This window comes from Nitrospira sp., from assembly GCA_005116745.1.
Classification (GTDB): domain Bacteria; phylum Nitrospirota; class Nitrospiria; order Nitrospirales; family Nitrospiraceae; genus Nitrospira_D.
Window position 1 is genome coordinate 685,214 of sequence record SWDS01000010.1, and the last position, 11,930, is coordinate 697,143.

Here is an 11,930-nt window from a genome sequence, read left to right on the forward strand (position 1 = left end):
ACAATACCGTGTGGGTAAGAGACGGGTCAAGAGTCTCCATCATGCGTGGTGCGTGGGATCCTTATCAGTGGCAAGGTCTGGAGAACCGAGAGAGGCACGCCAATCATGCTTATTGCGTTGCCTGAACATCCACCTCTTCCGGGCCCCTCGATTCATCTTGTGAACTCGGTTCCGCTGGAAAGATCGGCTGTTCACGGATGGCTCGCTGTGCCGGAGCCGTAGACGGCCTAGCGACAGGCCCAGCCACCGCCACCATAGATGGATTCGGATATTGAAATACCCAATCGTAATGGGTCGGCTTTCCCTCAAAGTGGCGCACTGCGAGCGGGAAATTAGCCTGTTTGATCGGTTTCTGCCGACTCTTGCTTCGGACTCCCATGATGCCTCCCGCGGGAGCCCTCAGTAATTCCCACTCACCACGTCCCACAGGATCAAGATACACCTTCCTGAGAAAGGGTTTGGGTGGCCTCGTAAGTTCGGCGAGCGTTTGCGGGTACACTTCACCAGGTAAAACTCTTCCTGCCTTTCTAGTGGCCGAATACAGCGCGAGAGCCGATTGAATTTCTATTCCCTTGGCCAGCAAATCCGTCTCGAGCTCTCGTTGCACCATCGTCTTCCACTGCCGAGCGGCCACCGTCATGGCAAGTCCCATAAGAGTAATCGCAATCATGACCATGAGGTACGAGAACCCTGTTTCTTGCCGCCTCAACGATGCCAAACGCCACCTCATGTACCATCACTCCTGGTCCGTTGATTGCTCCCTCTCCTGGTCCATTGATTGTCCCGACAATTTATCCGACAGCGATACCGTTTGATCCACATGGGTACCGGTATCTCGGATTGTCACACTTTCAGAGTTGATCGCCTTAAGAATCAGGTGGTCGTCGACACGATCCCCGACCTTCAGCATCAGCACCTCATCGTCTTTCTTGAGTACGGCAATATCCTTATTTTCACGACGCCCCTTACCCACACGAAGAAAGCCCAGGTATCGATACTGTTCTAATTCCAACTTCTCTTCTTGTTCTGTCGAGGTCTCGGCTGAATACAAACCAGGCTGATTTACGGAAGTTTGGTCATTCCCGGTGACAAACGTGCCATCGGGACGGGGCATGGAAAACATATTACGAGGCACGGTGAAAGTCGCCTGACGTTGAAGACTCGTTGATGAAAATAGATGGAGGTTTACGTGCAAGCCTGTTCCCCCTGTTCCCGCACGTTGCCCTACGGAGGGGTGACCCGCGATATTCGTGAGCGGAACGCGGACCGGCTCCTGCAGTAGGCGCCATTGCCATACTGTCAGTCCTGCCCACAGAAGGAGAAGCGAAGTAGCAAGAATCGTCTTCTTTTTCGCATCCATGTTAGTGCGCTGGTCCCGACGAACTAGACGCCTCGGTCTCGCCGCGAAGGTACGTTGCAATCTTAATATTGAATGTCAATGATTCGTCCTGTAAGCCTCCGGACCGAGCTAGCTCAAGATCCTCGATAAACACCAACTCTTCCGCCGTCTCAAGACCGTAGATGAATCGGCGAAGATCCTCGTATCGCCCAGTCATTGGCCCCTGTAATAACCCCTTGCTCGTATTCGCAATGTGAGTGGGCTCCGTCTTATAGGACAACCCCGGCAAGGTGACTCGGTCACGCTTCGCTTCATCTGAAATCCCCAACGCGAGCGGAGTAAAGTCGCGTTCGGCGGGAAGCACCGCCCAGACTCGGCTCAAGTCTTGTTTGGCCTTTCTTGCTTCTCGGTGATACATCAATGCTTGTCGGGTTGCAGCCCATTCCTTCTCCAAGCGATCTCGGCTCGCTTGAGCACTTGCCACACCGAAGTCATGGACGAGGAACAACATAAAAAGAAGACCCAGCGTGACTCCCATCCAGGAGAACAAGGGTGCAAAGGGATGCTGCCAGAGAAAGAGCAGTCGATCTTTCATCACTCAAGTTCCTTCGCGCCGGTATTGTACCGTGACATCGAACTCCACCAACCCGTTCTGCCCGACATGATGCTGCGCCAAGATCGGGTCTTTAAATATCGCGTGATTTTGAAGTCCGACAGTAAAGGCAGTGATATCCTCGAGAGCCGCAGCAGTTCCCGTGAGTTGAACCGCCGTGCCTGCTTGATCAAGACGAACGCTGCTGAGCGCAAGGCGTGGCGGGATCGTTTGCTCTAATTCAGTCAGAAACTTGGTCCACGAAAACGTTCTTTTTTCAAGCAGCTGGTTCGCCAACTCGACTTCAGAAGGCAGTCTCCTTAACGCCTCTGCAGACAGATCAATACCTTCACGCCGGGCCTCTGCCATGAAGTCGAGGTCCTGTTGCCGCACTCGATCCAGTTCTGCCTGGATGGTTAACGATTCTTGATGCGTGAGGATCACATGCCCAAGGTCCCAACAGATCCCGATCACAAGCAGGACGCAGCTGCAGATCAGGAGCCATCGAAGCGGAACGACCGCTGGCCGATAACGGCGGCTCAGGTTTATCTGGAACTGACCCTCGGCGCCGCAGTGCAATAGCCTTAACTTGAGCGGTTCGAAAAACCTCGCGACGACGGAACTCGTAATTGCCATGCTAGAGCACCCCAGCCACTGCGGCCAACGATGTCATCCCTCGGTCGCTCCCTGTGGCCATTCGACCAAGAGCCTCGACCGATTCCCAACCTAGCTGTTCAACGGACAGGTGGAGCTCGGTCTCGATGAATTTCCGAAAGGCCGCAATGTCCCCATCCGCACAAATCACAGCTTCCTTAACAACCGCTGAAGGATGTTGTTGTTGACAGATCTCCAACGAGACACAGCATTCCTCAAGCGTCTTGTTCAGCATATCGGTCTTCCTCGACGCTTCAGTCACCTCAGCCCCCAAAAGCTTGCATCGGTAAGACAACAACCGCCCTTGCTGATAAATCATGGTCGTCAGGGCTCGGTCCGATACATTGACCCACAGACAGTTTCGGCTTCGCCAATGAGAGCCACTCGATACCCTTCTCCATAGATCAAAGATCTGTAGGCTCGTGACCCCTACCTCTTGGGGAATCAACCCGACAGATTCACACAGGGACTCGTACTGCTTCAGCACCGATTCCTGGACCGCCACCGTCAGCACAGTATGGGCTGGTCCTTTCCCTTGCGATCGATCATAAAAGACTTGGGACAACACCTTCGCCCCGCTCAACGGGAACAGCTGTTCTTTGCCAAGCCGCCAGCGGATCAGCGCCTCGCGTTCCTCGCACCTGATGGGGAGCTGCTCAAGGTGCAAAACTGTCGTTCTGACCGCCGTGTCAGGCAGCAACACGGCAATCCGTTGAGGAAGATCAGAAAGCATTGTCCTCCCGAGGGACTGGTGAACCGAATCTGGATTGATCAGGGCACGAATACGATTGGCCAATGCTAAAGGATCAGCTACATTCTCCTCAGTCGGAGAGGGCTTGATCATGCCTTCGGACAGCGGAGACATGATGCACTTGTGTTGACGTTGTCCACGCCAGTTTCGCTTGGTTTCAGCCCACGCGATCGAATCGGCTCCGAACTTCAAGCACCGCTGAGGTCGACTACTAGCCCATTCCCACATCACATTACCCTTCCTCACTGAATGTCACGCGATTGATCTCTCGCAACGACGTCTCACCATTCAACACTTTTCTCAACGCCGACTGTCGCAGCGTAATCATTCCACCAGTCACAGCCCGATACCGGATTTCTGACAGTGGCCGCTCGGCATGAATCATTTCTTTGATTTCATCCGTCAGATCGAGAAACTCCGTGATGCATTTTCTTCCTCGATACCCAGTTCCATGACATTCCGAGCACCCCTTACCTTCGTAAAATGGCGTCTCCTTGTACTGCTCATAGTCCAATCCTGATTCCTCAATAAGGGCCTGCTGTGCTTGGACGAGAGTCCGACATGATGGACACAGGATTCGGACAAGCCGTTGCGCCAATACGCAGTTGAGAGCAGCCAGAAAATTATAGGCGTCGATCCCCATCGACGCGAACCGCCCGATGACATCGAACACATTGTTCGCATGCACCGTCGTCAGCACGAGATGGCCGGTCAGGGCGGATTGGATCGCGATCTGCGCCGTCTCGGCATCTCGAATCTCACCGACCATGATCTTGTCCGGATCATGCCGGAGTATGGACCGAAGGCCGCGCGCAAACGTGACACCTTTCTTTTCATTGACGGGAATCTGCACTACTCCCGAGAATTGATATTCAACGGGATCTTCGATCGTAATCAGCTTGTCTTCGAGCGTGTTCATCTCCGATATCGCGGCATACAGCGTTGTCGTCTTTCCACTTCCTGTTGGCCCCGTGACCAACACCATGCCATAGGGACGAATAATCGCTTTCCGGAATCGTTTGAGATCTTCCGGATTAAACCCGATCCGTTCGAGCTTCAAGTCTGACACTCCAGTGGCAATCGAGTCCCGGTCTAATATTCTGATCACGACCGACTCACCAAAGACGCTCGGCAGAATGGACACCCGAAAATCCACGGTCTTTCTATCCAGCCTCATACGGAAGCTTCCATCCTGAGGCACTCGACGCTCGGCAATATCAAGCTCCGACATGACTTTCAAACGGGACACTAAGGGGGCATGCAATCGACTATCTAGTGGCTCCATGGCCGGAATCAGGATGCCATCGACACGAAGTTTGACCTGGGTCGCCCGATCTGCGGCTTCGATGTGGATGTCACTGGCTCGGCGTTGCATCGCGCTCAGGAGGATGGAGTCCAGCAGCTTCACGGCTGGACTCTGCTCTTCCCCCGCATGATCGAGAGTCAGAATCTCCCCATCTCGATCATCTTCTTTGACCTGCACTGACCGGTACTCCGCTTCCAGCTCACGGAGAGCTTGACGCGAGCCAGCACTACGGTCCAGCGCGGAAAGAATCGCGCTCTTGGTACTGACGATCAGCTCAAGTGGCTTTCCGATCAAGAGCTCCAATTCGTCGAGTCCCAGCACATTGTTAGGATCGGCGATGGCAATGGTCAGCACGCCGTCTCGTTCGGCAATCGGGATAAATGGAAATCGCTGCATCAGCTTGACGGAAATCGTCTCGTAGTAGCGGGAATCGACTTGAAACTCTTTCAGCGGATCATAGGGAAGACTGTATCGAACAGCTAGGGCTTGAGCTAATTGATCCTCCGAGAGAAGTCCTTCACTGATCAGCATTTGCCCTAAGGTGGCAGGCACACCGTTACATCGGCATAGGACATCCTCGACCGTGCGTTTGGTGAGCATTCCCTGGTCGACCAAGATCTCGGCAAGAGATGTTCTCGTAAGGCTACGCAACATACGCAACCTGTCTCATCCGGGTATGCCTATTAGCCTGAGATCCCACGTCTCTCCTACTCTAGCCGCCAACGGTCCCAGCCATTTGAAACACCGGCAGATACATCACAATGACGATCCCGCCGACTAGTACTCCCATCACAAGCAACAGAGCCGGCTCGATCCACGTGGTAAGTTGCGTCAACCTCGTATCGAGGTCAGCCTCATAAAACTCCGCAACGTCTCGTAGCATCGAATCAAGAGACCCCGTTTCCTCCCCGACCGATAACATTTCGATCGCCAGTTTCGGGAGTACCCTGGGACGATCCAATGCATCAGCCAATGTCGCCCCCTCACGAATTTCATTGACGGCCCCAATCATTGCTTGTGAAATCCACTTATTCGAGACAGCTCCTCGTGCACCTTTCAATGCATCAACAAGCGGGGTTCCTCCCGCAAGAATAGTTCCGAGCGTTCGCGCCAGTTGCACAGTATTGTGTTTGACCGCGATCTGACCCACGAGCGGGAGTTTCAGCACAAGACGATCGATTGCCAGTTGCCCAGCTGAAGTGGCATAGTAGGTATGCACTCCAAGCATGAGACCGATTAGAACGGCGGCTGCGGGCAATAACCGTGATTCAGCATGTGTGACGACATCGAGCAACACCTGAGTTGACCAGGGCAAGGTCTTCGCTGACTCTCCATAGACCGACACAAAAGTCGGCATGACATAGGTCAATAGAAAACCAACCACAGCGAGACCGATACCGATGAGAACAATAGGATAGGAGATTGCTTTTTGTACTTTCTGACGAAGTCCAACCATCAGCTTCAGATACGCAACGTACCGCTGTAGTACTTCTGGAAGATTACCCGATTGTTCTCCGGCTTTCACCGTGGCGACATAGAGTTCAGGAAAATAACGGGGGTGTTTAGCCAAGGCTTCCGAGGAAGAGGCTCCACCTCGAATGTCATCTCGCACACCACGTAGAGTCCGTTGAAATCCAGCATGGCCGGCTCGTTCGATGAGCAGATCCCAGATGCGTAAAATGGGCAGTCCGGACTTGACTAGAGCCATCAACTCTTGATTGAAAACTAAGAACTGCTCCAGCGGAAGCTTTCCCCATGACCATGACGGCTCCGTCTTGACTGATGCGGCTCCTTGAGAGTGAAGATTAAAAACCAGTAATCCTTGCGACTCGAGTTTGGCACGAACCAATGATTCATTCTCTCCTTCTACATGCCCGTGCATGGTGGACCCATCAGGCCGCGCGACTCGATACGCAAATACTGCCATAGATAGAGACCTTCACGACTTGCCAATTAGCCCATCGTGTGCCATTACATTCGTTCGTACTCGGGCTCATCAGCAGACGGCTCTGTCAAGCACAGGGTCTGGCCTGCTTGAATGCGGTCACCAGAGAGCGCGTTGAGAGTCATGAGACGGCTGACAGACGTGTGATATCGGCGTGCGATACGCCATAACGTGTCCCCATACTTGACGACCACGTGTGAAGGAAGGGGCACTGATGACTGAGAAACCATCGGTACTTCACCGACTGAAGAGGCCCCCGACACCTGGATCGCAGCACCTGAGACAACCTGGATGCCACCATCCTGAATAGCCCGTAGGTCAGCCTGTTGATGGACGGTCGTCGCGGGCTCCGGTTGCGCGTCTCTTGGAGAAACCATTGCTGCAGGAGAGACTTCTCCCTTCACTTGTTTCTCAACTTTCGAGAGTTGCCTTTGAAGCAGCTTCAATTGATTCTGTAGCGCGGCTCTGGTCTGCCCTACCTGTTCCCGTTCAGAGCGTGAGCTAGCCAGTTCTTCCCGCTGAAGGTCGATCACATGGCGAGCTTCCGTCAATCGACGCTCCGCCTCTTGAATACGGCCTTCAAGCTGAGCCCGGGCGATCTGCACATCGGCTAATTCTTGACCCCGTGCGTCGACCTCTACTCTCAACTCATCAACCATTCGCTGGGCATCTCGCAATGAGGTTTTGAGAGTATCCACCGTGAGCTGGAGATCCGACATCTCCGGCTCTATGATGATGTCTTCGAGCGAACTACAGGCCGAGATTCCAAGTAGAAGGATTCCGATGGATATACTGCTCCATGTCCCCTTCACTCGACCCCCTTTGAGCCCAGAGTAGAATCTACTTCGAGCCAATTTCACGAGCCTGTTCACCATTTGTTATAGGGCGTTCCATTTGTCCCAACCAGATCCGACCCTGAATACACATCAAAGATACCACCCTCTGTCGGTTCGATGATCTGCTGCCAAGAGCTCGGCGAATTCGTAAAGGGGTCTTTGGGAAGAGTCCGCAAATATCCAGCCGAGACCAGACCATCCAAGGACGGAGGGTACTTTCCTTTATCCGCACGGTGATGATCCAACAACTCGCGCAGCGTGAAAAGGTCTTGTCTCAATACCGTTTCCCTGGATTTGGTCAATGATGACTGATAGGACGGAACGGCGATCGTGGCTAAAATCCCAACAATGGACACGACGATCATGAGTTCAATCAGTGTAAACCCATTCGCATTCCAGCCACCCACTTTACCAATCCTGGTACTTGGTCCCATCGAGCCCAGACTCCTCGCTTTGCGTCATTACATCGTAGACATCTTCGCCACACCAACTGGACGGCTTCGGACGATCCTTATAACAACGCAGAGCCCAATCAGATTTTCCCGTGAACGGGTCGATCGGCATCGCCCTCAAATAACGCCTCACCGTGGTGCCTCGAACCGTCGCCTCTTGTCCCGTCAGTTTTACGCCTAACAGAGCATCGAAAGACTTCGGATAGCCGTACGGCCCGGTAACTTCCTTACACGTCAACCTATTCTTTACACAGACTGCTCCGAGCAAGACGTCCCCATCACGATTCCACTCCAGCTTGAACACATCGATCGCACTGCGAATCGTCCGAAGATGCTGACGCAACTCGATCTCTTGGGCTCGCTTCGTGGATATTTTGCTCAGAGGCATGGCAACCGATGCTAAGATCGCAATGATCGCCATGGTGACGAGAATCTCAATGAGAGTGAGTCCATTCTCCCTCACCGCACTCGCACCACCCCTGTCCCAACTACTTCTGGCAATACCTGCGCCGCACCGTTAGCATCCATCAGCTCAACGCGAATCGGCGATACCCCTGGAGCCTTTGCCACGAAGATGATATTCATCGTTCGCGGAGGACGCTGAGCCGAGCGAGTGAAGTGAAACGTGATGGCTCTTGCTTGCCCGACACCATCCACCGTTGTCGTCTCGCCCGCGTCGATTAACTCCGCATTATCAAGTCGTTTAAATTGCAGAATCTCGGGGTCATAGTCCAGCTTGAAGGAGTGCTCGCCCGATGCATCGATTCGCCCATCCACTACAGAAAGCCGTATTTCTTTACCGGATTGAACAACCGCGTCCTCCGGCTTTATCACCAACTGAGGACCAGGTGTTGCCAGCTGGGCCAATGATCGGACCATGTTTGTCTGTCCTGCGTCTTTCTCCAGAGCTCCACCGTGAGTGGCCATCTTCCCGTACTCGCCTCCCACCAATGCTGATACTTTTCGAGAGGGGCCGGAAAAGACCGGGCTGATCGCATAGTTGAATTCAGTACCAGACCAAAAGGGTTGATTGCTGGAGCCAGGAGGAATCGCGGGTTGCGCAATGCGAGGAGTGATAGTGAGAATGACTTCAGTCGTCACTCGTTCCGTTTTGTAAGAGCTCAACAGTTTCCCAATCAACGGCCAATCCCCAATCCATGGCATAGTAATTCGCGTTCGACGATCCTCCTCCTGAAGCAGCCCCCCGAGGACCACCGTTTCTCCATCTCGCATGTTTAAGGTGGTCTCTGCCGAGCGATTGCCAAATTTAAACTGTTCAATTTTAGGAGCAGCCTGAAGGAGCACCGGCTCTCCAACCCGAATGACCTCCACCTTCATTTTCAACGACAACTCATTGCCTAATCGGATTGAAGGCTCGACAGTGAGCTTGACGCCCGTATCTCGGAACTCAATCGACGTGACGGTTGAGGTAGTCGGTACGGCTCCCGTGGCGGCCTGCCCAGGTAAGACATTGGTGGTAGAGAGAAGAATCGGTTGTTTGTCTCCGATATTAATCTCTGCTTTCTTGTTATTCATCACACGAACCTTGGGAGAAGCGAGCGTCTTCGCATCTGATTGCTGTTTTAAAAAATCCAGCAATACAGTCGTCGGTAGTTTAAAGAGATAGTTGCTCGGCCCCAGATCGGTCAGTTGGCGGTAGGTCATCTGCACAGCCTCTGCGGCCAAGGTTCCGGTAAAGCCGGAAGCAATTAGTCCAGCACCGGCTTGCTTCGGATAGCTCAATCCATATGTTTGCCCCTTTGTCCGATTGACTTCCAACACCTCAAGCTCCAAAAGGACCTCGGGTTCCTGTCGATCATTGGCCTGGATAATCCTTTCGGCAAGTTCCAGTTTCTCCGGCTGATCGCGAATGATAATGGCATTGAGTTGTTCATTCGCATGCATCCGCTTGGAATCCAACATGCTTTTGAGTAAGAGCACCATATCTTTGGCCTTCGCCGTCGAAAGGTAAAACGTCCTGATCATCAGATCTTGATACTGCTCCTGCTTCTGTTTGGTATCGGGACTGACGATGAAGACAGCCGGAGATATTTGACGAGCAAACAAACTGTTACTATTGAGAATGAGGTGCAGCGCTTCCTCAAAGGGCGTGTCCTGAATCGAAATGGAAATGGGGTCGTTCCGGACGTCCTTGTCGAACACCAACGTAAATCCGCCGACCTTCGCCACACCCTCTAGGACTTCCTTAATGCCAGCGTTTTTGAATTTCAGCGTCACCGGCTGTTGCGAACGTTCGTCTCTTGCGAACCCTTGCTGAATATCAGTAAGCCGCGTGATGTTCTCCAGCGCCTCTTGGTATGTTGGGTCGAGCTCCGCAGCCCGAGCAAAACCACGCATCGCCTCCTCAACTCGTCCAAGTTGAGCCAGCCGTTCAGCCTCGCGGTACTGAGAGCGGGATTCTTTCACGCGAGTGGCTTGCATAAAACCCGCTTGGTAATCGGCGCTGGAAGGGATGATGGCCAGAGCTCGCTTAAACTCTTCAAGGGCAAGATCGATTTGCTTCTCCTTCAGCAACGTCCGAGCCCGCTCGGCATATGTCGCCGCAGCGCGCTCGCGAGCTAATCCGTACTTACCCTGCAGGGAAGAATTGAATGGATCGTCTTTTAATGCCTGTCTGTAGGCAAGGATCGCATCTTCCCAACGCTCCGCAGCCAAATGCTGATCTCCCCGCTTGACATCAGGAGACACAAACAAGGTGCAACCAGACATCCAGAGGATTCCCAGAACCAGGATGATTTCTATTGTTTGACTATGAAGACATACCTTCAGCTGACGAGTCACAATATATGTTTCCTATGGATATATTGGCATTACCCTATGGCCTGAAAGCATAGTCCATGCCAGCCATCAAATTTCCTTATACTACGGATCAAGACGGGCTCAAAGGAAAAGCCTAGAATATGAAAGAACAACGTCTCCTCAGAAAAACGAGGCTCCAAGTTAAATGCGGTCCATGCTCTCCGGGAACCCGATTGAGAAACTGTTTGGACTCGCCAACAATGCAGATCTTTGAGGGATCTCAAAAATGTTTGGAGAGGGTCAGCAGGATGGAGGAGAAGACCTGGTACCCCACCCACTCAGCCCTGTCATCTCAAGGCGTGCCCTCCGACAGGCAAGGCCGCCTCGGGTGAAGAAGCGAGGTATAGCTTGGTCTGTATGATGTGCCTCGGAACGACACAGGAACGAAGCTGACAAACTGTTTACATCCTACCGGTTCTATACTGCGGCCTGAAGGGCCACCGGCATTTGTCAGACCCCCTATCCCAAACCAACATCTATTCTTGCGGAGAACGCAGATATTCTCATTATTCCTTGCGTGCGATTAGTAAACACTCGTGCTGACCTCGTTTGAATAGGCGCTTTCATTCCCCGCGATATCATAGGCTGTTATGACAAAGAAATACGTCGCTTTTGGAAGTCCTGTAGCTGTGTAGCTGGTCGTATTACTCGGGATCGCCGCGATGGGAGCTCCATAGGCTCCTGAGGAAGTTGCTCGATACACTTTATATCCCGCTAAATCCTTTTCGGTATTTGCATTCCAAGTCAAGGTGATTGAGGAACTTGCCTGAGGGTTCAGCGTCAGGGCAATATTTATGGTTCTGGTTATGCCACCACCCATCACAGTGATGGTGGCCGAATTACTTCCCAAAGTCGCGGTCTCCGTATTCACGCTTGCCGTGATAGTTCCATCATTGGAGCCGGATGCCCGACTAAGCGATAACCAGGACGCATTGTCACTGACCGTCCAGGCTCCATTTGCACTGATGTTAATGGTCTGGGCGGCAGGGTCGGCTGCGCCCTTCGTGGCGGTGTAGGTCAAACTGCTGGGCGCAGCCGTCAGGGTTGGCAACGGTGGGGTCACGGTCAACGTGACCGCAGCCGTTCGCGTCACGCCCCCACTCGTCACGGTAATCGTGGCCTGGTTCGGACCAACCGCAGCTGACGCCACAAGCACGTTGGCGGCGATCGAGCCGTTGCCGCTGCCCGACGAGGGGCTGAGGGTCAGCCAGGGGACATTGCTACTGGCCGTCCAT

General features: G+C 53.2%; 12 protein-coding genes. All 12 read right to left on the minus strand.

The window, feature by feature from the left end; translation table 11 throughout:
* Window positions 1-109 precede the first annotated feature (109 nt).
* Complete coding sequence (locus tag E8D52_17980; protein TKB66248.1) at window positions 110-730, minus strand: hypothetical protein; 621 nt, start codon at window positions 728-730, stop codon at window positions 110-112.
* Between the two features lie 6 nt (window positions 731-736).
* A complete protein-coding gene (locus E8D52_17985) occupies window positions 737-1,360 on the minus strand; it encodes a hypothetical protein (protein TKB66249.1) in 624 nt (207 codons plus the stop codon).
* A gap of 1 nt (window position 1,361) precedes the next feature.
* Window positions 1,362-1,934 carry a hypothetical protein gene (locus tag E8D52_17990; protein TKB66250.1) on the minus strand — a complete coding sequence of 191 codons (573 nt, stop codon included), beginning with the start codon at window positions 1,932-1,934 and terminating at the stop codon, window positions 1,362-1,364.
* Window positions 1,935-1,937: 3 nt separating this feature from the next.
* Entirely contained in the window at window positions 1,938-2,567 is a 630-nt protein-coding gene (locus tag E8D52_17995) for a PilN domain-containing protein (protein ID TKB66251.1), read from the minus strand.
* A 1-nt stretch (window position 2,568) separates the two neighbouring features.
* Complete coding sequence (locus tag E8D52_18000) at window positions 2,569-3,450, minus strand: hypothetical protein (GenBank protein ID TKB66252.1); 882 nt, start codon at window positions 3,448-3,450, stop codon at window positions 2,569-2,571.
* 118 nt (window positions 3,451-3,568) lie between these two features.
* Window positions 3,569-5,302: a pilus assembly protein PilB gene (locus E8D52_18005; GenBank protein ID TKB66253.1), complete on the minus strand. Its 1,734-nt coding sequence runs from the start codon at window positions 5,300-5,302 to the stop codon at window positions 3,569-3,571.
* A gap of 52 nt (window positions 5,303-5,354) precedes the next feature.
* Complete coding sequence (locus tag E8D52_18010; GenBank protein ID TKB66254.1) at window positions 5,355-6,569, minus strand: type II secretion system F family protein; 1,215 nt, start codon at window positions 6,567-6,569, stop codon at window positions 5,355-5,357.
* 44 nt (window positions 6,570-6,613) lie between these two features.
* Window positions 6,614-6,964 (minus strand): LysM peptidoglycan-binding domain-containing protein, encoded by a 351-nt coding sequence (locus tag E8D52_18015; GenBank protein TKB66397.1) that lies wholly within the window; start codon window positions 6,962-6,964, stop codon window positions 6,614-6,616.
* A gap of 491 nt (window positions 6,965-7,455) precedes the next feature.
* Window positions 7,456-7,857: a prepilin-type N-terminal cleavage/methylation domain-containing protein gene (locus tag E8D52_18020; GenBank protein TKB66255.1), complete on the minus strand. Its 402-nt coding sequence runs from the start codon at window positions 7,855-7,857 to the stop codon at window positions 7,456-7,458.
* Window positions 7,832-8,377, minus strand: a complete 546-nt coding sequence (locus E8D52_18025; GenBank protein TKB66256.1) for a type II secretion system protein — start codon at window positions 8,375-8,377, stop codon at window positions 7,832-7,834. Before E8D52_18025 ends, E8D52_18020 begins: the two co-directional genes overlap by 26 nt.
* Entirely contained in the window at window positions 8,335-10,605 is a 2,271-nt protein-coding gene (locus tag E8D52_18030) for a hypothetical protein (protein ID TKB66257.1), read from the minus strand. The genes E8D52_18025 and E8D52_18030 overlap by 43 nt, the downstream gene beginning before the upstream one ends.
* Before the next feature lie 613 nt (window positions 10,606-11,218).
* Window positions 11,219-11,851, minus strand: coding sequence for a hypothetical protein (locus E8D52_18035; GenBank protein ID TKB66258.1), 633 nt, complete (start codon window positions 11,849-11,851; stop codon window positions 11,219-11,221).
* Between the last annotated feature and the right edge of the window lie 79 nt (window positions 11,852-11,930).

Bases quoted from the DNA above. Each gene is read 5' to 3' on its own strand.
- E8D52_17985 (TKB66249.1), bottom strand. From the start codon at position 1,360: ATGGATGCGAAAAAGAAGACGATTCTTGCTACTTCGCTTCTCCTTCTG.
- E8D52_18015 (TKB66397.1), bottom strand. From the start codon at position 6,964: ATGGTTTCTCCAAGAGACGCGCAACCGGAGCCCGCGACGACCGTCCAT.
- E8D52_18030 (TKB66257.1), bottom strand. From the start codon at position 10,605: ATGTCTGGTTGCACCTTGTTTGTGTCTCCTGATGTCAAGCGGGGAGAT.
- E8D52_18020 (TKB66255.1), bottom strand. From the start codon at position 7,857: ATGGGACCAAGTACCAGGATTGGTAAAGTGGGTGGCTGGAATGCGAAT.
- E8D52_18000 (TKB66252.1), bottom strand. From the start codon at position 3,450: ATGTCTCCGCTGTCCGAAGGCATGATCAAGCCCTCTCCGACTGAGGAG.
- E8D52_17990 (TKB66250.1), bottom strand. From the start codon at position 1,934: ATGAAAGATCGACTGCTCTTTCTCTGGCAGCATCCCTTTGCACCCTTG.
- E8D52_18010 (TKB66254.1), bottom strand. From the start codon at position 6,569: ATGGCAGTATTTGCGTATCGAGTCGCGCGGCCTGATGGGTCCACCATG.
- E8D52_17995 (TKB66251.1), bottom strand. From the start codon at position 2,567: ATGGCAATTACGAGTTCCGTCGTCGCGAGGTTTTTCGAACCGCTCAAG.
- E8D52_17980 (TKB66248.1), bottom strand. From the start codon at position 730: ATGAGGTGGCGTTTGGCATCGTTGAGGCGGCAAGAAACAGGGTTCTCG.